At 68.8% G+C, this 20,508-nt stretch carries 23 protein-coding genes and 1 tRNA gene; 12 read left to right on the top strand and 12 right to left on the bottom strand.

Annotated features, from left to right (window positions below; genetic code table 11):
- Positions 1 to 23: 23 nt before the first annotated feature.
- Positions 24 to 866, top strand: coding sequence for an NAD(P)-dependent oxidoreductase (locus ACQ86M_RS04200; RefSeq protein ID WP_431247157.1), 843 nt, complete (start codon positions 24 to 26; stop codon positions 864 to 866).
- Between the two features lie 12 nt (positions 867 to 878).
- On the opposite strand, the gene ACQ86M_RS04195 is transcribed toward ACQ86M_RS04200, so the two are convergent.
- From ACQ86M_RS04195 to ACQ86M_RS04175, 5 genes are all read right to left on the bottom strand, one after another.
- A complete protein-coding gene (locus ACQ86M_RS04195; protein ID WP_431247156.1) occupies positions 879 to 1,877 on the bottom strand; it encodes an acyltransferase family protein in 999 nt (332 codons plus the stop codon).
- 59 nt (positions 1,878 to 1,936) lie between these two features.
- Positions 1,937 to 2,251: a hypothetical protein gene (locus ACQ86M_RS04190; protein WP_431247155.1), complete on the bottom strand. Its 315-nt coding sequence runs from the start codon at positions 2,249 to 2,251 to the stop codon at positions 1,937 to 1,939.
- Between the two features lie 1,239 nt (positions 2,252 to 3,490).
- A complete protein-coding gene (locus ACQ86M_RS04185) occupies positions 3,491 to 4,216 on the bottom strand; it encodes a Type 1 glutamine amidotransferase-like domain-containing protein (protein WP_431247154.1) in 726 nt (241 codons plus the stop codon).
- A gap of 100 nt (positions 4,217 to 4,316) precedes the next feature.
- The gene (locus tag ACQ86M_RS04180) at positions 4,317 to 4,622 is read right to left on the bottom strand and encodes a nucleotidyltransferase family protein (RefSeq protein ID WP_431247153.1); all 306 of its coding nucleotides are present in this window, start codon (positions 4,620 to 4,622) and stop codon (positions 4,317 to 4,319) included.
- Positions 4,623 to 4,923: 301 nt separating this feature from the next.
- On the bottom strand, positions 4,924 to 5,241 hold the full coding sequence (locus ACQ86M_RS04175; protein WP_431247152.1) for a helix-turn-helix domain-containing protein: 318 nt from the start codon (positions 5,239 to 5,241) through the stop codon (positions 4,924 to 4,926).
- 89 nt (positions 5,242 to 5,330) lie between these two features.
- Here ACQ86M_RS04175 and ACQ86M_RS04170 point away from each other — a divergent pair, with 89 nt between their 5' ends.
- Positions 5,331 to 5,561, top strand: a complete 231-nt coding sequence (locus ACQ86M_RS04170; protein ID WP_431247151.1) for a hypothetical protein — start codon at positions 5,331 to 5,333, stop codon at positions 5,559 to 5,561.
- A gap of 591 nt (positions 5,562 to 6,152) precedes the next feature.
- Here ACQ86M_RS04170 and ACQ86M_RS04165 read toward each other — a convergent pair.
- Positions 6,153 to 7,166: a hypothetical protein gene (locus ACQ86M_RS04165; protein WP_431247150.1), complete on the bottom strand. Its 1,014-nt coding sequence runs from the start codon at positions 7,164 to 7,166 to the stop codon at positions 6,153 to 6,155.
- Positions 7,167 to 7,362: 196 nt separating this feature from the next.
- On the opposite strand from ACQ86M_RS04165, the gene ACQ86M_RS04160 reads away from it, so the two are divergent.
- Entirely contained in the window at positions 7,363 to 7,818 is a 456-nt protein-coding gene (locus ACQ86M_RS04160) for a hypothetical protein (RefSeq protein ID WP_431247149.1), read from the top strand.
- Here the strand turns inward: ACQ86M_RS04160 and ACQ86M_RS04155 are convergent.
- From ACQ86M_RS04155 to ACQ86M_RS04145, 3 genes are all read right to left on the bottom strand, one after another.
- A tRNA-Lys gene (locus tag ACQ86M_RS04155) sits at positions 7,790 to 7,865 on the bottom strand. The genes ACQ86M_RS04160 and ACQ86M_RS04155 overlap by 29 nt on opposite strands.
- Before the next feature lie 77 nt (positions 7,866 to 7,942).
- Positions 7,943 to 9,049, bottom strand: coding sequence for an AI-2E family transporter (locus ACQ86M_RS04150; RefSeq protein WP_431247148.1), 1,107 nt, complete (start codon positions 9,047 to 9,049; stop codon positions 7,943 to 7,945).
- A gap of 109 nt (positions 9,050 to 9,158) precedes the next feature.
- Positions 9,159 to 9,506 (bottom strand): hypothetical protein, encoded by a 348-nt coding sequence (locus tag ACQ86M_RS04145; RefSeq protein WP_431247147.1) that lies wholly within the window; start codon positions 9,504 to 9,506, stop codon positions 9,159 to 9,161.
- Positions 9,507 to 9,568: 62 nt separating this feature from the next.
- Between ACQ86M_RS04145 and hisN the strand changes: the two genes are divergently transcribed.
- The 7 genes from hisN (at position 9,569) to ACQ86M_RS04110 (ending at position 16,978) form a co-directional block, all read left to right on the top strand.
- Entirely contained in the window at positions 9,569 to 10,366 is a 798-nt protein-coding gene (gene hisN, locus ACQ86M_RS04140; RefSeq protein WP_431247849.1) for a histidinol-phosphatase, read from the top strand.
- Between the two features lie 88 nt (positions 10,367 to 10,454).
- Entirely contained in the window at positions 10,455 to 11,330 is an 876-nt protein-coding gene (locus tag ACQ86M_RS04135) for an ABC transporter ATP-binding protein (RefSeq protein WP_431221415.1), read from the top strand.
- 1 nt (position 11,331) lies between these two features.
- Positions 11,332 to 12,585 carry an ABC transporter permease gene (locus ACQ86M_RS04130; RefSeq protein ID WP_431220856.1) on the top strand — a complete coding sequence of 418 codons (1,254 nt, stop codon included), beginning with the start codon at positions 11,332 to 11,334 and terminating at the stop codon, positions 12,583 to 12,585.
- Positions 12,585 to 13,565: an NAD(P)H-quinone oxidoreductase gene (locus tag ACQ86M_RS04125; protein WP_431247146.1), complete on the top strand. Its 981-nt coding sequence runs from the start codon at positions 12,585 to 12,587 to the stop codon at positions 13,563 to 13,565. The genes ACQ86M_RS04130 and ACQ86M_RS04125 overlap by 1 nt, the downstream gene beginning before the upstream one ends.
- Before the next feature lie 55 nt (positions 13,566 to 13,620).
- On the top strand, positions 13,621 to 14,646 hold the full coding sequence (locus tag ACQ86M_RS04120) for an adenosine deaminase (RefSeq protein ID WP_431247145.1): 1,026 nt from the start codon (positions 13,621 to 13,623) through the stop codon (positions 14,644 to 14,646).
- A complete protein-coding gene (locus ACQ86M_RS04115; protein WP_431247144.1) occupies positions 14,643 to 16,166 on the top strand; it encodes a SatD family protein in 1,524 nt (507 codons plus the stop codon). Before ACQ86M_RS04120 ends, ACQ86M_RS04115 begins: the two co-directional genes overlap by 4 nt.
- Positions 16,163 to 16,978 (top strand): hypothetical protein, encoded by an 816-nt coding sequence (locus tag ACQ86M_RS04110; RefSeq protein ID WP_431247143.1) that lies wholly within the window; start codon positions 16,163 to 16,165, stop codon positions 16,976 to 16,978. Before ACQ86M_RS04115 ends, ACQ86M_RS04110 begins: the two co-directional genes overlap by 4 nt.
- A 47-nt stretch (positions 16,979 to 17,025) precedes the next feature.
- Here ACQ86M_RS04110 and ACQ86M_RS04105 read toward each other — a convergent pair whose 3' ends face one another.
- Positions 17,026 to 17,292, bottom strand: coding sequence for a hypothetical protein (locus ACQ86M_RS04105; protein ID WP_431220850.1), 267 nt, complete (start codon positions 17,290 to 17,292; stop codon positions 17,026 to 17,028).
- Positions 17,293 to 17,534: 242 nt separating this feature from the next.
- On the opposite strand from ACQ86M_RS04105, the gene ACQ86M_RS04100 reads away from it, so the two are divergent.
- Both ACQ86M_RS04100 and ACQ86M_RS04095 read left to right on the top strand, forming a co-directional pair.
- Complete coding sequence (locus tag ACQ86M_RS04100) at positions 17,535 to 17,702, top strand: hypothetical protein (protein ID WP_431247142.1); 168 nt, start codon at positions 17,535 to 17,537, stop codon at positions 17,700 to 17,702.
- Positions 17,703 to 17,773: 71 nt separating this feature from the next.
- A complete protein-coding gene (locus ACQ86M_RS04095; protein WP_431220848.1) occupies positions 17,774 to 18,172 on the top strand; it encodes a DUF7144 family membrane protein in 399 nt (132 codons plus the stop codon).
- Here ACQ86M_RS04095 and ACQ86M_RS04090 read toward each other — a convergent pair.
- Both ACQ86M_RS04090 and ACQ86M_RS04085 read right to left on the bottom strand, forming a co-directional pair.
- On the bottom strand, positions 18,141 to 19,538 hold the full coding sequence (locus ACQ86M_RS04090; protein ID WP_431247141.1) for an MFS transporter: 1,398 nt from the start codon (positions 19,536 to 19,538) through the stop codon (positions 18,141 to 18,143). The two genes, ACQ86M_RS04095 and ACQ86M_RS04090, sit on opposite strands and share 32 nt — an antisense overlap.
- A gap of 52 nt (positions 19,539 to 19,590) precedes the next feature.
- Positions 19,591 to 19,977, bottom strand: coding sequence for a hypothetical protein (locus ACQ86M_RS04085; RefSeq protein WP_431247140.1), 387 nt, complete (start codon positions 19,975 to 19,977; stop codon positions 19,591 to 19,593).
- Positions 19,978 to 20,508 lie beyond the last annotated feature (531 nt).

Genomic DNA, 20,508 nt, shown 5'->3' with positions numbered 1-20,508 from the left:
CGCGCCAGGCGGATGGTGGAGGCATGGACATCGCCCTCCTCGGGCTCGGCCGCATGGGCCGCGAGCTCGTCACGCACCTGATCGACGCCGGACACCACGTCACCGCCTGGAACCGCTCCCCCGGCCCGACCGAGACGGTCGGCCGCCGCGGCGCGCGCATCGCCTCGTCCGCGGCCGAGGCGGTCGACGGCGCGGATGCCGTCGTCACGGTGCTCTTCGGCCCGGATGCGGTCCGTGAGACCGTAGTCGACGCCACCCTGCCCATCCCGTCGGGCGCCCTTTGGATCGACGTGACGACGGTCGCGCCGTCCGACGCCTCCGACTTCGCGGCCTGGGCCGAGGGGAAGGGCGTCCGCTACGTGCACTCCCCCGTCGTCGGCTCCCTCGCTCCGGCCCGCGCCGGCAGCCTCGGCGTGCTGATCGGCGGCGAGCACGAGGCGGTCCGTCAGGCCCGGTCCATCGTCAGCCTGTGGGCCGACCCGGACAAGATCCGTACCTTCGACTCCCCCGCCAAGGCGGCCACCGCCAAGCTCGTCGCCAACCTGGCGCTCGCCATCGCGATGGAGGCGCTCGCCGAGACCCTGCGCCTCGGAAACGCCGGCGGCCTCTCCACCGAGGAGGTGCTCGAACTTCTGCCCATCACCACGATCGCCTCGATCGCCGGCATGAAGGGCCCGGTCGTCGCATCCGGCGACTTCACCGACACCCAGTTCTCGGCGGCCCTCCTCGCCAAGGACCTCCGCCTGATGATCGCCACCGCCGACACCCCGCTCCCCGCAGCGGCCCTCGTCGCCGCCGAACTGCAGCGCGCGGTCGATGCCGGCCACGGCGAGGAGGACTTCTCGGTCATCGCCCGCGATCGGTGAGCAGCTCGGCTCTCAGCCGGCGACCGGCATCGTCTCGACCGGGCGGCGCAGCCGCCTCCTCCGCGCCGTGCCGATGAGGAACGCCGACAGCGGGGTCAGGTGCAGGAGCAGCGCGACACCCCACGGGATGAGTACGGCGACCGCGAGCTGCCCGGCCGTCGGCAGGCCGAAGGACCGGGCATAGGCGAGCACGAACGGGTGGACGAGCACCACGGCGATTCCCACGACGGCGAGCTCGGTGATCGCCGAGCCGATGACCTTCGGGTACCGGATGCTCTTCGCCAGCAGGATCAGCCCGAACGAGATCGCACACGCAAGCACCAGCCCGAGAACCGGCGTGCCGAAGGACCCCTGCTTGATGTCGATCGGCGAGGGTCGCACGACGGCGATGATGACGAGAGGGACGAGCACCAGTGCGGCGCCCACCCAGACGGGGCTCCCGATCCGCTCCTCCAGCCCTCGGGCGGCCGAGCCGACGACCAGCAGGATCAAGCACGGCACAGCAGAGCCGATCGCCAGCGGCGTTGCCGCCAGCACATGTCCGAAGAAGTAGCCGCATGCGAGCCCGACCCCGGCGATCGCCCACACCGCCGGCCTCGGGAGGCGCTCCACCACTCGGTAGAGCAGCGCAGCGAAGAACAGCGTGGAGACGAACCAGAACGTCCCGTAGGTGCCGCCCGGATTCGGTCCGCCGAGCAGAGGCAGCAGCACGATCTTCGGGTCGATCGCGCCCTTCCGCGCCATATCGGCGACGAGCAGCAGGGAGATCACGAGGAACCAGCCGATGTACGGGAGACCCAGCGTCCGCCCGCGGTTCATGAACTCCTGCCGCAGCGTCCGCCCGGGCGTCCACAGGTACCCGGTGATGAAGAAGAACACCGGCACGTGCCACGCATAGAGGAACTCGTGGGTCAGCGGGCCCCGGAACGTGTGGCCGAAGATCACCGCGCCGATCCCGAGCACTCGCACGGCGTCGATCCCCGCCGACCGCACGCGCGGCGCTGCCAGCATCGACCCGTTCACCCGACTCCGTCCATCCCGGCCCGGCGGGCCGCTTACACGATAGTGGGTCAGCGCGACCTCGCCCACGATCCGAGCCGCGCGAGGAAGATGCGTGACCTCGGGTGGGCAGAGTTCGGCAGAATGCTCTCGCCGATCGAAAGAACGACCAACGGCGTGAGGAGAAGCACCCCGCGACGCGAGCGCCACGCGATGTGCGGGCTCCGGACGTCCTGGTCCACGCTCACGATCTGCGTGCGCGGGATCGTTCGCGAGTACAGGACGCCCCGCACGCGAACGCGATCCTTCGCCATCGCAACGCCGGCGATCCACGCCCGAATGGAGATCGACGCGCCGAACCCAATGATCAGGAGCGCGAGGAGCATCCACCAGATGGAGGGACTCACTGCGACAAGAAGGACGACCCCCGCGGCCACGCCGGCGAGCCCTGCCGCGCACGTGGCGATCCTCCACGGGGCGCGGGGCCGGAACACATACGGGCCGGAGTCGGGGAAGGCGCTGGCTCGATCTGTTCGTCCTCCGCCGCTGTCGTGAACGTTCACGAGGGGAACATTCTGATCCATCAGCCGACGAGCCCGACCGCTGCGCGATCGCTGAGGAGACCGGCGAGATCAGTACCAGGACACGCAGCGTGCGGCCTATCACCATCGCGCCGCCGCCCCGCCGCGACCGAGCACCCTGAACGGGACGACCAGAGCGCCAACCATTGCAACGCGGCGACGCCCGACGACGGTAACAAGATGGCCACACCGGACGAGTCAGCCGGCTGGTGAGCACGGCGGCGGCCGTTATGAGGACAAGCGCGCGTCCGGCCCATACTCCCGCGAGGGGCCACCTCGTCAGGCGCGGGTTACCGATCGGCGGCTGGACCGCAGGCTCGAACTGGTCGGCCCGGTGTGGGTCTGATTTCCTCCATCTTCTGTCGATCTTGGCAGATGGTCCCTCGTCAGCCGGTCCTCTGCAGCGAGCGTATCGACGAGTCCCGAAATCGAGACGGGGGCCGCGCGGAAGTGACGAAGCGGCGCGACGAGAAGCTCAGTTGGTTTCACGCACGAACACGTGTTCACTGCGTGATTCATCAGGATCGCCGGAGTATGTCACAAGCACGGTTCGAAAGTCCTTCCACTTCGAGCCGAAATCGAATCCGCGACTACCTACCCGTACGTTCACCGTCGGCCCTTGGAACGAGGACAAGTCCCACTTTCCTTGACCCGACTCCGGCTGCGCGCCGGGAACCTCGCGAAACACTGCTGTCCCGTCCCCACGGAAGACGGCCATCCCCGGACCGCCACCCGATTCCACCCACGTGCCCACGACATCCGAGCGAGTCATCTCGATGGGGAGGTTCGACCTGACGTAGTACGCGACGCCCGAGCCGAGAAGTAGGACGCACATGGCTAGAAGGCCGGTCGTCCAAGCCAAGCGGCGACGTCTCGAGCGGGCTCCCTTCACTGGATACAACTTCACAGATGAAGTCTGTCCTGATGTTGCTACCCGCGCGTCGTCCTCCAGAGGTATGGGGCGGGCGAAGGGCCTGGGCAACTGTCGATTCCGCCTGCGGGGAAGGGGTCGGTCCGCCGTTCGTCTCAAGCGAAAGGACAGCGTCACGTGCCGATCGTGGAGACCAGCACCCCGCCCTCGGTGGGCAGCACCCGCCAGACGCTGCCGTGGCCCTCGACCCGGAGCGCGCCCTCGCCCACGATCAGGGCCGTGCGCTCGTCGATGCCGATCCCGCGCGTGACGAGCCCTGATTCGACGGCGGCGACGAGGCGCGACAGCATCCCGCGCTGAGCGACGTGCACCTCCACGGCCACGTCCACGAGGCCGATGCCGGCCTCGATCTCCAGCTCCACACCCCGTTCGTCCGGGTCCTCGGGCGAGACGACCACGCCGCCGATGCACGAGCCGCTGCCGAGCGAGCCCTCCGCCGCGATCATCGCGCCGGCCGAGACGCCGAGGAAGGGCACGCCGTCGGCGACGAGCCGGCGCAACTCGCCGAACACCGGCTCGAGCCGGGCGCGCACGTCCTCGACGACGCCGCCGCCCACTGCGATGCCGTCGACGTCGACGATAGCGAGGAGCCCGATCGGCTCCCCAGGCCGCCCCGTGCTCAGGTGAAGCTCGAGCGCGGTTCCCGCCGCGGCCTCCGTCAGGAGTTCGCCGAGTGCGGCAGCCTTCTCCTGAGCCTCGGGGTGGAGTGAGATCACGGCGATGCGCGGCCTGGGCCGGCCGGCGTCGGCCGCTCGCAGCGCCGCTTCCCGGACGAACGGAGCGTACAGCCGGGCGTCCGCGCTGGTGGTCGCGCCGCCGCCGATGAGATGCACGCTCATGCGGTCCTACGCGATCGGGCCGGCATCGCGGTCTTTGAGCGACGACTCCGCCTCATCGACTTCGGCGAGCAAGCTTTCGAGCACCGGGATCAGTGTCGACTCAGGCAGCATAGAGATCCTCGGCGCTGCCGAATGCCGACCGTGCGAAGTATGGATTGAGTACGGCGCCGGCATCGATCAGATCGACCCCGCGACCAAGAATCCGCTCAAGCTCTTCGTTGAGATCGTAGTAGTCGTGGAGAAGCCCACCGCGTCCGGGCAAGAAGTCGACAAGAAAGTCGACGTCGCTCGTCTCGCGGTCGAACTTGTCGCTGAGCACCGACCCGAAGATGCGAAGTCGCTTGACTCCATGTGCTTCGCAGGCACGGGCGATCGCTCGCACATCGACTGGCACCGCGGTGATCATGGCAGGAATTATCCCATGCCGCGGATTCCGGTGCATGAATGCAGCGCCGCACCCTGATCCGGTCGCGAGCACAACGACGAAAGTCCCCGACCCTCGTGTTTCCACGGGATCGGGGGTCATCGCACCTCACGGTGTGTGGTGCGCCCCCCGGGACTTGAACCCCGCGTATGTCAGCGTATCCCGATGGCGAGGAGGCCACTTCCCCGGAATTTCGGCACTTTTCATCACATCTCGCCTCATGCTCCCCCACGGGATCACACATCACTCGTGGGAGAAATGTGGGAGAGATGTGGGACCAAAATCAGTCGCGCTCAGCCCAGAAGCGCGCGGCCCAGCGCGGCATGCAGCGCCGTGAAGCGCTCCACGGCGACGGCGTAATAGACGCGCGTCCTTGCCTTGGTGTCGGCTCGGTCGCGTACAGCACGCCCGCAGCCTCCAGCGTGTCCAGGTGGTAGCGGATCGCCTGCCCCTGCACTCCGAGCTGTTCCGCGATGTGCGCTTTGCTTGCCGCCGCATCGGTTCGCACGAGGGCCACGATTCGGCAGCGAATCTCAGCGCCGAACAGGGTGACGGCCAGCCGTGCGTCTTCATCGAGGTCGTGCCCGGAGCGATTTGTCACCTGCCAGACGGTAGACGCCGATGTTGAGCCGTGCGCCAGCGGGTGAACCGTGCCCGCAGACTCTCGGCACAAGCGCAAAGGAGAGCGCAATGGAAGCGACGATCAGAGAAGAACACCACGCACGCGGCCCGGTCCGATACCTCGCCACCTGTACCGCCCACGAGAACGAATGGACGTTTCCGAGCTTCGACGTTTGGGAGGTGGAGCTCGTGACCACCACCCACAACAGCCTCTTTCACGGGACGCCGAAAGCCAAGGTCAGGGAATTCCTAGAGGAGATCATCGAGGAGGCGAGGCAGGTTGCGATAGCGGGCCTGTGACCGGGCAAGTGCTCGCAATCTATCGCGCAGCGGGGATGGCGGTAGAGGTCAGAGTGCGGCGCAGCTCGGTGGCTCAAGCCGAGGGGAAGCGACTGGGGAACGGAAGCCCAAGGTTGCCGGTGTAAACAGCAGGGATCGCCACTCGATAACGAAGCCCCCTGGACGGTTTGTCCAGGGGGCTTCGCCTCGCCCCTACTTCCCCAAGCCCGCCAGCTAGGTTGCGCCCCGTTATGATCGAGAGAATCCAAGAGCCGGCCCGAGGATGTTCAGATGCCCAGTCTCCCGTCGAGAGTCCGCCTACGACTGCAACAGATGCTGGCGGCCCTGGGCAAGTTCATTGCCGGACTCATTGAGACTTTTCTTCGTTAGTTTCCGCTGCTGCCAGGTCTCGGTCTGCCCACCAGCGGCCTAGCAGCGCCAGCCCAACGAAGACGGCAACGTAAGCAGCAGTCCAACCCCACCCCGGCAGAAGCCAGGGGCAGGTCCAGCTTGCGGCGATCAACCCGACGATCACACCCCAAGACACGAGGTTGCGGACCGGCGTTGCTCCTAAAGCGACCCTGGTTTGATTGCTGAAAAGCTGCCTCAGCTTCATCGGCAGTAACTGTCCTTGTATGGAACGGTCCCGATGACGCCCGGGCTGATCAGCAGCCACGCACACTGACCGGCGTTATAGGCCTTAGTTGCGTTGTACATGATCGAGACGATGTTGATCGCGCACAGTCCTGCCGCGGCGATTCCTGCCGGGCCGGCCACTTTGAGCAAAGCGCCACAGGCCTTCGCGGCACCACCGGGACCGGTCGGACCTGCACCAATCCCCATCAGCTGGCGGGTTTCCGCGCGGGTGGTTTTGACGCCCGGCAGTCCCCAGTACCATGCGAACTGGGGGTCGGCGACCACCGGAAACGCGGTCTCTGGGTTGAAATCGACCACCTGGGTCAGCACGTCTCCGCTCACTTCGAAGTGTGTAGCCACCGGGTCGCCGTTGGCGTCCTTGGCCCACGGTGCGGGAATATGCGCCGAGATGGCGTCGCCGTCCTCGGTACCAACATAGGCCGCACCATCGTCCAGAAGGTGGACTGACTGCTCACCGCGCACAGTAATCGGGTAGTCGTAACGCGTCGGGGCGTTCGCTCCCTCGATGACAGTGCTGATCTGCACGCCGCCGTCAGCGCGGGTCACCGGGACGGTGGAGGAGCCGTTGTGGTTGTCAAAGACGACGACGCCAGCCTTCGGCGAGGCCGCCGCATCCGTGGCCTGATCCGCGAACGGAAGCCCGATGGTCACGTTCGGAGCGTCGCCCGGCGTCGTCACTTGAACGCCGTCCGTCGGGTCTTTCGGTACCTCCACGGCACCACCCGCCGGCACGGTCACCTCTACCGCAGTGTCGGCGTCCGTCTTTGCCGAGGCGACTGCATCCGCGACCGTGTCCGGCGCAATGTCCTGCAGCACAGCAACCACATCGACCGCATTCGTTTCTGCCGCGTCTGGCGCAGCGAAACCCGTGAGGCCAGCACCGATGATGCATGCCCCCGCCAGCGTTGCCACTGACGTCAATACACGAGACTTCTTCACTGAGGTCTCCTGTCCCAGCGATTTCCGCATGGGATACCCTTTCGTTCTTCATCGAACGTGCGAACGGCGTGGGCCTCACCCGCAAAGCGGAAGGATCGGTGATCCTCACCCGCAAGCGGAAGGATCGGTGGTCCGCGACGTAACGGGGATGGCCCCCGTCACCTCGATAGACGAGGAAGACTCCAGATCGTGACGGGCTGTCGGCGGCAATGCATACAATCTCGCCGTGGTGAGTTGGTCCCCAATCGCGCACGCGCAGCCCGCCGAGTGGCTGCTGCGGGTCACGGAATCTCAACCGCCCTACGCCGTTGTTCGGCGCTTCCTGAAAGGCGATCCAAACCGGCCCAACGAATGGTTCCTTGTCGTCACCTGGGCGCCCGCCTCTTCGGGACGCGAGCTAATCGGGTGGGTGCGGAGCTTCGATGCTGCGTGGGCGCTCGGATGGGACTACCGGTGCGCCTTCGCCTCGTGGCGGCATCATCAGGCGGCGAGCCGCGCAGACGCGGCGCAGATGGAACAGGTGAGACCCGCGGCGCGTGATCTCGTCGCGTTCTGGCGCGAGCACGGCAAGGCGGCCTATAAGCCAATAACGACGAGAGCCCCCGATCCCAGTATTTCCACGGGATCGGGGGCTCTTCGCACCTCACGGTGTGTGGTGCGCCCCCAGGGACTTGAACCCTGAACCCATTGATTAAGAGTCAATTGCTCTGCCGATTGAGCTAGAGGCGCATCCGGTTCGGTTTCCCGAACCGAGGCTCAACACTAGCATCCGATCGCAGGTCCTCGCCAATCGAGCATCGCTCGGTTCAGGCGCGCTCCTTGCGGGGCATCACGATCTCCTTGATGACCAGGATGATGCCCGCCGAGATGGGGATGGCGACCAGTGCGCCGGGCAAACCGAACAGGGTCGAGCCGGCCAGCGCCGAGATGAGTACGACCGAGCCGGGCACCTGCACGGCCTTGCCCATGACCCGCGGCGTCAGGATGTACGCCTCCACCTGCATGTAGATGAGCATCAGCACGAGCACGACCACACCGCTGACGGGCGAGTGGATGAACGCGAGCACCGACATGACGGCGGTGGTCAGCACGGTTCCGATGAGCGGGATCAGGGTGATGAAGAAGGCGGCGAGCGCGATCAGGAACGCACCGGGGACGCCGGTCGCCAGCAGCAGGATGAGGCTGAACACCGAGTTGCAGAACGCCAGCACCACCATCCCGCTGAGGTACTTGCCGAAGTTCTGCAGGATGCGTTCCGCGTAGCTCTCGAAGCGCGCCCGGCGGGAGCGCCGGACGAGGCGGTAGGCGGCCTGCTTCGTGGCGTCGTAGGACGCGATGAAGTAGATGGTCAGGATGGCGATGAAGAACCCCGTGGTCACGGCGTTGAGCACGGACAGGCCGAACCCGACCAGTCCGTTCCCGATGGTCGCCCAGGTCTGCGGGTCCTGCACCTGCTGGCCGATCCACTCGACCACCTGGGCGAGCACGCCGTTGGTGGCCGCGTTCGCCGAGTCGAACCATCCCTCCTTCCGGAGGGTCGTGATCTCCTTCGGCACCGCGGTGGCGAGGTAGGAGATCTGCTGCACGATCAACGGGACGACCACCCAGACGATGGCGACGAGGAGGGCGATGATGATGAGGATGACGGTGACGATCGCCCACGCCCGCTTCATGCCCCGGCGCTGGAACCAGCGGATGAGCGGGTCCAGACCCACGGTCGCGAACATGGCGAGGAAGACCGAGAAGATGATGGAGCGCAGGCCGTAGAGCATGAAGCCCGTGGCCACCGCGGCGATTGCGCCGAGCGTGATCAGGTAGCCGAACAGGAGCGGGCTGCGTCGCAGGAGCGAATCCCGATCCGTGGCGGCCCCCACCGCTCGCGGGCGGCTCGCCGGTCGCTGGGTGAATCGCATTCCGCCTCCGCTCGGCCCAGGAGGGCTACCGCGAGCGTAGGGGGAGCCGCCTCTCCGTAACAAGGGCCGCCACGACGGTGGCGGATCGCCCGATCACGACGGCGGAGAATCAGAACAGGTCGTCGTAGCCCGGGCCCTGCGCTGCGCCCGTCTCCCCCACCGCGCGCTCGGCCTCGGGCTTGTGCGGCGCCAGCTGGGCCGTCAGCCCCTTGAGGTGGGAGACGAGGTCGGCGTCCTCCAGTTCCGCGCCCACCAGGTCCACCGGTTCGCTGACGATCTGGCTGGCGGGACCGACGAGCAGCTCGATCCTGTCCAGATCGCCCTGCATCGTGCGCCCGGGCACGAACACGGTGTCGGCGATGTCGTGCCGGGCGAGTGCCCGCGCGTACTCCAGCAGCGCCTCGGCCAGCGCGTCGCCGGTGTAGAAAGCCGTTCCCGCGTACACGATTCTTCGCATGGGTCCACAGGTACCCTCCGCTGGACCAGCTGCCAAGCCCGCCCGCTAGGCTCGGACCCGTGATCGACTCCGCCGCGTCCCCGTCCCTCGCCGCAGACCTCGAGCTCGCCCTCAGTCTCGCCGACACCGCCGACCGGATCTCGCTCGGCCGGTTCCGCGGCCGCGACCTGCACGTCGAGACGAAGCCCGACCGCTCCCCCGTGACCGAGGCGGACCTCGCGGTCGAGCGGGCGATCCGCGAGACGCTGGCGAGCGAGCGTCCGGAGGACGGCATCCTGGGCGAGGAGTACGGCACCGAAGGCGACTCGACGCGGCAGTGGATCATCGACCCGATCGACGGGACGGCGAACTACCTGCGCGGCGTTCCGGTCTGGGGCACCCTGATCGCCCTCGCGGTGGACGGCGTGCCCCGCGTCGGCGTGGTCAGCTCCCCGGCACTGGGCCGCCGCTGGTGGGCGACCACGGGCGGTGGCGCGTGGACCACGGATGCGCCGGGCGCCGAGCCACGCCGGCTGCACGTCTCCGGTGTGGCCGACCTGGAGCACGCGTCGCTGAGCTTCCAGAGCATCGCGCAGTGGGACGAGGCGGGTTACCTCGACCGGCTCATCGCGCTGACCAGGCGCGTCTGGCGCGACCGCGCCTACGGCGACATGTGGTCGTACATGCTGCTGGCCGAGGGTCTGGTGGATGCCGTGGGCGAGTTCGGGGTCAAGACGTACGACCTCGCCGCGCTCATCCCGATCGTCGAGGAGGCCGGCGGAACGTTCACGTCGGTCGACGGCACGCCTGGGCCGGGCAACGGCTCTGCGCTCGCCTCGAACGGACGCATCCACGCCGCGCTGATCGAGGCCCTGGCCTGAGTCGGAGGTCGCCCCTAGGCTGAGCCGGGTGAGCGCAACGACACCCGCGACCGACACGGAGCCGCTGGTCCACATCCACGGCTTCCGAATGGACTTCGGCCGCACGACGGTGATCCGCGACCTGTCGTTCGACATCCAGCGGGGCGAGACGTTCGGCTTCCTCGGCAGCAACGGCTCCGGAAAGACGACGACCATCCGGGCGCTGCTGGGCATCTATCAGCCGACGGCCGGCACCCTGCACATCGACGGCCGGCCGTTCAGCCCCGAGGCGGGCGAACGGCTGGGCTACCTCCCCGAGGAGCGCGGACTCTACAAGAAGGAGTCGGTGATCGACGTCATGGTCTACTTCGGGCGGCTCAAGGGCCTGGGCGCCGAGCAGGCGCGCCGCTGGTCGCGCGAGTACCTGGAGCGCGTCGGCATCCCCGAGAAGGAGAAGGTGCGTCTCGACAAGCTCTCCGGCGGCCAGCAGCAGAAGGTGCAGCTGGGGGTGACCATCATGAACGAGCCCGAGCTGCTCATCCTCGACGAGCCGACCAAGGGCTTCGACCCGGTCAACCGGCGGCTGCTGATGGACATCATCGACGACCAGAAGCGCGCCGGGTCGACCGTGATGATGGTCACGCACCAGATGGAGGAGGTCGAGCGCCTCTGCGACCGGGTGATCCTGCTGAAGGACGGCGTCGCCCGGGCGTACGGCACGGTCGAGGAGGTGCAGGAGCAGTTCGGCGGCACCATTGTGCACGTCGACCACGGGGGCGCGCTGCCCGCGTCGTCGAGTTACCGCGTGCTGTCGGACGCCGACGGCCGCGCCCAGCTCGAACCGGCGGACGGCGCGGAACCCGCCGCGATCCTCCGGGAGCTGGTGGATGCGGGCGTGCCGGTCTCGCGGTTCGCCCCGACCCGCAAATCCCTCGACGACATCTTCGTCGAGGTCTACGGCGCGCAGAGCCGCGAGGAGGACTGACATGGCCCGCCACAACCTCGGCACCGTCATCGGATTCGAGTTCCGCCGCACCGTCACCAAACGGCGGTTCTGGGCGATCACGCTCATCATCCCGATCCTCGTCTTCGGCCTGGGCAGCCTGATCATCGCCTCCAACGTCTCCACCGCGAACACCGCCGATCAGCAGAAGAACGCACGGTTCGAGTTCCTGTACTCCGACGCCTCGGGCCTGGTGGATGCGACGATCGCCAAGCAGTACGGCGGCACGCGGATCGAATCCGAGGCGGCGGGCGTCGAGGAGGTGCAGATCGGGGGCACCCCGGCGTACTTCGCCTACCCGAAGGATCCGGCCACGCAGACGATCCGCGTCTACGGCGAGGACTCCGGCGTGTTCCAGAACAGCAAGTACGCGGCCGTGGCCCAGTCGCTTCTGTCGGCGAGCGTGGAGCAGAAGGTCGGCGACCCCACCACCGTCTCGGTGCTGCAGGGCGACGTGAAGACCGCGACGACCACCTTCGAGAACGGCAAGCGGGCGCCCGGCTTCGAGGCGATCCTTCCGGCGCTGCTGTTCCTCGGAGCGTTCTTCGTCGTCATCGTCTTCCTCGGCAACCAGATGCTGAACTCGACGCTGGAGGAGAAGGAGAACCGCGTCACGGAGATGATCCTGACGACGATCAACCCGACGAACCTGCTGCTCGGCAAGGTGATCTCCCTGTTCGCCGTCGGGCTCATCCAGCTGCTCGTCTTCTCACTGCCGATGGTGGTCGGGTACCTGTTCTTCCGCAACCAGCTGCAGATCCCCAGCCTCGACCTCAGCGGGCTGGTGTTCGATCCGCAGAAGATGATCGTCGGCGCGCTCATCCTCATCGGCGGTTTCGCCCTGTTCACCGGGACGCTGGTCGCCGTCGGCGCGATCATGCCGACGGCGAAGGATGCGGCGCCCGTGTTCTCCGTCGTCGTCTTCGCCGTGGTCATCCCGCTGTACGCCTCCGGGTTCGCCATCAGCTCGCCGCAGTCGCCGGTCGTACAGCTGCTCGCCTACTTCCCGTACACCGCGCCGATCACCGCGCTCATCCTGAACGCGTTCGGCTCGCTGCCGCTGTGGCAGGCGGTCATCATCATCGTCGAGCTGTTCGTGCTCGCCGTCGTGGTGCTGCGGATCGCGGTGCGGCTGTTCCGGTACGGGTCGATCGAGTACTCCAGCAAGGTGCGGGTGCGGGATGTGCTCGGTCGCCGCTCCGAGCGCGCCGAACCGCAGAGCGTGGGGCGCGGCTGATGCGCGCGGTCGTCGTGCCGCATCCCGGCGACGCCGACGTGCTGCAGCTCGCCGAGCGTCCCGCCCCGGTGCCGGGCGATCACGAAGTACTCATCCGTGTCGTCGCGGCCGGCGTGAACGGTGCGGACCTCAGCCAGCGCCGCGGCTTCTACCCGTCGCCGGCCGGTGCGCCCGACTGGCCGGGGCTCGAGGTCTCCGGCACGATCGACGCGCTCGGCGACGGGGTCGAGGGCTGGCGGGTCGGCGACCGGGTCTGCGCGCTGCTGCCGGGCGGCGGGTACGCCGAGCTGGTGACCGTCGATGCCGGGCTGGTGCTGCCGGTGCCCGGCGATGTCGACCTCGTGGAGGCGGCCGGGCTCCCGGAGGTCGCCGCGACCGTGTGGTCGAACGTCTTCGACATCGGACGGCTCGCCGCGGGCGAGGTGCTGCTCGTGCACGGCGGATCGAGCGGGATCGGCACCATGGCCATCCAGCTCGGCCGCGCGTTCGGGGCCGAGGTCATCGCGACGGCGGGGAGCGACGACAAGGCCGCGTTCTGCCGCGAGGTGGGCGCCCACGCGGCGGTGAACTACCGCGAGCAGGACTTCGTGGAGGCGGTCCGCGCCTTCACCGACGGACGCGGCGCCGACGTCGTGCTCGACATCGTCGGCGGGGCGTACATCGCCCGCGACCTGGACGCCCTGGCGACCGGCGGCCGCATCCTGTCGATCGCCGTGCGCGACCGCGAACCCGCGTCGGTCGACCTTGGGCTGCTCATGCGCAAGCGGGCCTCGCTCCACGGCACGACGCTGCGGGCGAGACTGCTGAGCGAACGCGTCGCGGTGATCGCGGGTGTGCGCGCGAACGTGTGGCCGCTGCTCGCCGAGGGCCGCATCCGCCCGGTCATCGACTCGGTGTTCCCCCTCGAGGATGCGGCGGCCGCGCACCGCCGGATGGAGTCGTCGGCGCACCGGGGCAAGATCCTGCTGCGCGTCGGCTGAGCGGATGCGGCCGGGCGGCGCCCCGGCGTCGGACGTCGGTGGCAGGATCGTACCCATGACCGACGCCCCGACCGCTCCCCTCACCGACGACGCCCTGCTCGCGCTGCCGAAGGCGGAGCTCCACCTGCACATCGAGGGCACGCTGGAGCCCGAGCTCGCGTTCGAGCTGGCCGCACGCAACGGCGTCGAGCTGCCGTACGCGTCGGTGGAGGAGCTTGCCGCGCAGTACGACTTCGACGACCTCCAGTCGTTCCTCGACCTCTACTACGCGACCATGGCGGTGCTGCTGACGCGCGACGACTTCGCCGAGCTGACCCGTCGCTACCTGCGCCGGGCGCACGCCCAGGGCGTCCGCCACGTCGAGCTGTTCTTCGACCCGCAGGCCCACACCGCGCGCGGTGTGGCCTTCGACGACGTGGTCGACGGGATCGGCGACGCGCTGGATGAGGCCGAGCGCGACCTCGGGGTGAGCGGCGCGCTCATCCTGTGCTTCCTGCGCGATCAGCCGGTCGCGTCCGCCGAGCAGGCCCTCACCTCGGGGCTCGCGCGCACCGACCGCATCATCGGGGTCGGTCTCGACTCGGCCGAGGTCGGCTATCCGCCTTCGCTGTTCGAGCACGTCTACGCCCGGGCCCGGGAGGCCGGGCTGCACGCGGTCGCGCACGCCGGCGAAGAGGGCCCGCCCGCGTACGTGTCCGAGGCGCTCGACCTGCTGCACGCCGAGCGGATCGACCACGGCATCCGCTCGATCGAGGACCCGGCCCTGGTCGCTCGGCTGGCCGAGGAGGGCATCCCGCTCACCGTGTGCCCGCTGTCCAACGTGCGGCTGCGGGCGACGCCCGACCTCCGCGAGCATCCGCTGCTGACGCTCGACGCGGCCGGCGTCCGCGTCACTGTCAACTCCGACGATCCCGCGTACTTCGGCGGCTACGCGGGGCAGAATTTCGCCGCGGTCCGGGATGCGCTCGGCCTCACCGAGGAGCAGGCCCGGCGCTTCGCCCGCACCTCCATCGAGGCGTCGTTCGCGCCGCGGGAGCGCAAGGACGCGCTGCTCGCCGAGCTCGAGGCCTGGCGGCCGTGAGCACCGCACAGCACCTGCGAGCCGCCGACGGCAGAACCGTCCGGTACGCCGACACGGGCGGGGCCGATGACGCGCCGGTCATGGTGTGGCATCACGGCACGCCCCAGACGGGTGCGGTCATCCCGCCGGTGGCGGCGGAGGCGGCCGCGCGCGGCCTGCGCGTCGTTTCCGTGACGCGCCCCGGGTACCCGGGCTCCGACGTCCGCCCGGGCCGGACGGTCGCGGACGCCGCAGCCGACGTCCTCGCGGTGCTCGACGCGCTGGCCGTCGATCGTTTCGTGACCGTCGGGGCCTCCGGCGGCGGCCCGCACGCGCTCGCGCTGGCCGCACTCGCCGGCGAACGCGCCACGGCGGTCGTTACCATCGCCGGCATCGCTCCTTTCGACCGCACCCCTGACTGGTTCTCGGGGATGGCCGCACCCGGCGGTCTGCAGGCGGCACTGTCGGGCCGGGAGGCGCGGCTCGCCTACGCCGAAACGGCCGAGTTCGACCCCGAATCGTTCACCGCGCGCGACTGGGAGACCCTGGAAGGCGCTTGGGGTGCTCTCGGCGCCGATGCCGGGGCGGGAGCCGCCGAAGGCCCGGCCGGCGAGGCCGACGACGATGTGGCGTACGTGTCGCCGTGGGGTGTCGATCTGCGGTCCGTCGTCGCGCCGGTACTCCTGGTGCAGGGCGGAGCCGACCGCGTGGTCCCGGCACCACATGCCGCAGCGATGCTCGAGCGGCTCCCGCACGGCGAGTTGTGGATCCGTCCACGCGAGGGCCACGTGTCCGTGCTGACGGCGCTGGGCGTCGCCCTCGACTGGGCGCGGAGCGGGGGTGAAAGCGCGCATCCCGCGATTCTGCTTATATTCTCCCGATATAAGCGATATTGTGAAGTCATGACCGCCACCGTCGCTCTCATCGCCGACATCGTCGGCTCACGGAATCTGGCAAGCAGGTCCGACGCTCAGGATGCGATGCGCGCCGTATTCGCACGGGCCGACCGCCGTTTCCCGCCGCAGCAGCCGCTCTGGGCCACCGTCGGAGACGAGTTCCAGGCGCGCTACGCCGATCTCGGCGCGGCCCTCGGCGCGACGGCTCTCGTCCGGCTCGCCCTCCCCGAGGGTCTCGACTGCCGGTTCGGCCTGGGCCTCGGCGAAGCCACCGAGATCGAGAAGCGCGGCGACGGAACGTCGATCCAGGACGGCTCCGCCTGGTGGCGCGCCCGTGAGGCCATCGTCACGGCGCACCGGCTCCAGGATCGGGGCCGCCCGTCCGTCCGCACCTGGTTCGTCGGCGAAGACCCGACGCTGACCGCGGCCGTCGACGCGCTCCTGCTGCAGCGCGATCACACCATCTCGCGGATGAAGGCGCGCGAGCGCCGCCTGGCCGCGGGCCTGCTCGAGCAGCGTACGCAGAAAGAGCTGGCGCAGGAGGAGCGCATCGCCCAATCCGCCGTCTCGCAGACCCTCCATCGCTCCGGCGCCATCGCCCTCGAAGCCGGCATCGACGTGTTCTCGGGGGTGACGGCACCGTGATCTCCGCCGTGCTCCTGCTCGCCATCGGGCTGATGGATGCGGTGCTCGGGCTCGCGAAGGGCCGCCCGGGCGCGCGCGTCGGGGCCACCGCGGTCGCCCTCCTCGTCCCTGCCGCCGGCTGGCTCCTGCTCGGCACTCCCCCGATCTGGGCGGCGATCGTCGCGCTGTGGGGCGTCTGGTGGCTACGGGCGGAGACCGGGTTCCTGCGCGGCGGGGGCTACGTCGCTTTCCTGACGGTGTCCATCCTCACGGTGCCGCTCGTCGCCGTGGCGGCGATCGCCGAGGGTACGACGATCGACGACTCCCCCGCCGCGCGAGCGTTCGCCCGTTCCGCCGGCGCAGCGGAGCTGCCCCTCAGCCTCTCGCTGGCGGTTGCGGCGGTCGCCGCCGCGCTCATCCTCACCCGCTCGGCCAACGTCGTCTGCCGTGCCGCGTTCGGCCGCACCCGCTCGACCGATGCGCCGGTCGCACCGCCGCCCTCCCGCCGCGCGTGGCGGGTCGCCGTCGGTTCACGCGCGATCGGCTCCGTCGTCGAGGACGTCGGCGCACCGACAGCTGCGGCCGCTCCCGCTCTGCGCGGGGGCCGCGTGATCGGCCCGCTGGAGCGCATCCTGATCGTCGCCCTCGCCCTGGTCGGCGCTCAGGCGGTGATCGTCGGCCTGCTCGCCGCCAAGGGCATCGTCCGGTTCCCCGAGATCAGCGCGGACGGGCGGAGCGGTTCGAAGGCGGAGGAGTTCCTCATCGGCAGCCTGGTGAGCTGGACCATCGCCGGCCTCGTCACCGCCTACCTCGTCCTGCAACGAATCAGCTGATATCTCCGCGATATAAGCACAATTGCGTGGGCCAGAGGACGGCGAGGTCAGTCCGGCCGGTAGCCGTGCGTCGCCGCTTCGTACGTCGTGTGCGGCCGCCGGGTGGAGGACTCGGCGGGCGGCGGGACTTCGGCGTGCTCCAGCGCTCGCAGCACCAGCGCCTCCACCAGCTCCGGGGCCGAGGTGTGCCGGGCTTGCGCGATGCGGAGCAGCGCCGCGTACTCGCCTTCGGGCAGACGGATCTTCAGCGGCATCCCGCCGGGAGTGCGGCCAGGCCCCAGGACGGTGGCGGCCGTGATGTCGGCTTCGCTCATGCTCGGATTGTCCATCGCGCCACGCACATCCGGCTAGAGGTGAATTTCGAGCCGTCCGGCCCCATTTTTGCCGTCTTGCCGACCGGGCCGCGCGGGGTGCACCATTCAGCCGAACCGATCCCAGCTCGCCGGAGGCGGTGCACCGTGAGCGAGAAGACGTACCGGGCTCTGTTCCTCCACCCGGAGGGCGCCCACGACGATTTCAGCGCCCTGCTGCCTCTTCTCGGCCCGGCTCCCCGGCGTTGATCCGCGCTGCCACCACGTATGCGGGCGCACGGGCTGTCGCCGTCTATCGGCTGGCGGAGGCGAGCGCATGGCCCGAGGCCGCGGCCTTCCTCTATCAGGAGACGGTGCCGGGAACCATCCGCGACGGGCAGCAGCTGGAGCAGGTCGCCATGCCCGACGACTAAGTCGCAAGAGACGTATAGCCGATCAGGGCCTCACGGGTGCATCATGCGCGCATCACGGTTGGAGGTTGGAAATGTCTGAAGTACGTGCAACCGGTTGGGTGGGCTGGGTCTTCTTCGCATCGATCCTGCTCTTCATCGGCGCGGCGATCGACCTGTTCTACGGGATCATGGCGATCATCGGGCCGAACACGGCCTACTTCGTCGGACCGAACGGGGGGACGGCGTCGTTCAACGTGGCGGGATGGGGATGGTGGTCGCTCATCATCGGCGTGCTGCTGCTCCTCGCCGGACTGTTCCTGCTCCGCGGCGCACTCTGGGCGCGGATCTTCGCCGCGGTGATCGCGGCGGTCAGCGCCGTGTCGCATGTGATGTCGCTGCCGGCGCAGCCGTGGTGGTCGATCGTGGTGATCGCGCTCGACGTCCTGGTGATCTACGCGGTCACGGTGCACGGTCGGGAACTGCGCCGCTGACGGCCGGCGCCCCGGGCGCCCGCAGCCCGCCGGCGACGACGGCGCCGGCGATCGCGACGACCACCAGCACGGCCATCGCCGCCACGTACCCGCCGGCGCGCTGGTTCACGCCGAAGCCGAGGACCGTCGCGACGATGGCCGTGCCGAAGCTGGATCCCAGGTTGGAGACGCTGCGCGAGAGCCCCGAGATCTCACCCTGCTGCGCCTCGGGGAAGGCCGACTGGACGACATTGACACTGGGAGTGAGCATCACGCCCACACCGAGGCCGATCACGAGTAGGCCGGGGACGAACGGCCACCCACCCGGCAGCGCGCCCACGAGCAGCAGGAGCAGCGTCCCGATCCCGGTGAGCACGAAGCCGGCGAGGATCAGCGTGCGCTGCGCGATGAACCGCACCAGCCGTCCGGCGGCAAGGGACGAGACGAGGATGCCGAGCGTCGCCGCCGTGAAGATCACGCCGGTCTGGATGGCGTCGTAGTGCCGCACCACCTGCAGGTGGCTGGAGACCAGGAACGAGATGCCCATGAGGAGCAGCCACTGGAAGTTCTGCGTCACGAGTCCCAGATTCGAGGTGCGATCGGCGAAGAGGGCGGTGGAAAGCAGGGGCTCGCGCTTGTGACGCTCCAGACGGCGGATCCAGGCGAAGAACGCCGCGATGATCCCGGCGCCGAGCAGGAGCAGCACCACCGCGAGGAGCGGGTTGCTGTCGACGAGCAGGATGCCTCCCACGAACACGACCAGCCCGAGCCCCGAGAGCACGGCCCCGATCACGTCGTACGGACGGTGCGGGTCGGCCGGCAGCGGGTCCTTGAGGGCGAGGGCGAACAGGATGATCACCACGATGATCAGCGCCTGGAACAGGAAGGCCGCGCGCCAGCTGATCGCGCTGCAGATCCATCCCCCGATGAGCGGCCCCATCGCCGCGCCGATCCCGCCCGCGGCGCTCACCAGACCGAAGGAGCGGGCGCGGCCCTGGACGTCCTTCCAGTACAGCGTCACCAGGATGTACACCGGCGGGATGAGGAGCGCGGTGCCTGCCCCCTCGAGGATCGAGTTGCCGAGGATGAGCAGCCCGAGGCCCGGGGAGAGCGCGCTGATCACCGCGCCCACGCCGTAGACGGCGAGGCCCAGCAGGAAGCAGACCTTCCGGCCGAGCAGGTCCGTGAGCTTCCCGAACGGCACCATCAGCGCCGCCATGGTCAGCAGGAACAGCGTGATGGACAGCTGGATGCCCGCGACCGTAGTCCCGAGGTCCCGGCTCATGTCGTTGAGCATGACGTTCATGTTCGAGCCCGCGAACGAGCAGATGAACTGAGCCAGGGCCAACGGGACCAGGGTCCACCCTGCGACGGTGCGTGCGGTCACGGTGCTCATGATGCGGCCCGACGGACGGATGCGCTCACCGGTTGACGACCCCTCAGGCCGTGCGGGCGAGCGCCTTCGCCTTCAGCGTCTCGAACTCGGCCGGCGTGATCGCCCCGCTGTCCAGCAACCGCTTGCCGGACTCGATCTCGCTCGCCGCGGATCCGGAGCCTGCGACCGATCGGATGTACTGATCGTTCGCCTGCTGCGCCTCCGCCGTCCCTGCCATGTTGCGCTGCGCCATCCGGCCGCCGCGCGCGATCAGGTAGATGAACGCAGCGAGGAACGGCAGGACGACCAGGAAGAGCACCCAGAGGGCCTTCGCCCACCCGTTCAGCTCCGGGTCGCGGAAGACGTCGATGATGACGCGGATGAAGATCGTGATGCACACGATCACCAGGTAGAACCAGAACGACCAGACGAGGAAATCCCAGAAACTCATGATGGCTCCGTCCTCTCCGCCAAGCGCCGATCGCTTCGCGTGGCCGAAAGCTACGTCGGCCGGTGGCCCTCCGGCAAGAGAGCAATTCGACGCCCGCTCGCAGCGGCATCGAACACAAAGAGGGGCGCAGATGGGTCCGCGTCCCTCTTTGCTCACTTAGTCGTCACCCATCCGGTGAGGAGCAGGTGGCCCGTAGGCGCCTGTCCCGCGCCGTCGGTCGCGTAAGGCGATGAATAGATAGACGCCAGCGACGGCCCAGGCCCAGAGTGTGGCCAGAAACCACACCCACCAATTCGGGAGGCTGCGGATTGCATAACTCACTCCGAGTGCGCCGCACGCTGCGCCGAGGGTTCCCCAAAGCACCGCGTGGATGATCCGAGGTCGACCGAACGCCCGAACCCAACCAGAATGGTTGTCTGTACTCATGCTTCACTCCGCCCCAGTTATCGTCAGCCCCGACAGCTTGTGATGTTGGTCGGGATGGCCTGGGCCTCACCCGCACAGCGGAAGGATCGGTGATCCTCACCCGCA

This window comes from Leifsonia xyli subsp. cynodontis (assembly GCF_050632205.1).
Taxonomy (GTDB): domain Bacteria; phylum Actinomycetota; class Actinomycetes; order Actinomycetales; family Microbacteriaceae; genus Leifsonia; species Leifsonia xyli_D.
Note: the sequence above shows the minus strand (reverse complement) of the source record. Positions and strands in the feature narration are given on the sequence as shown.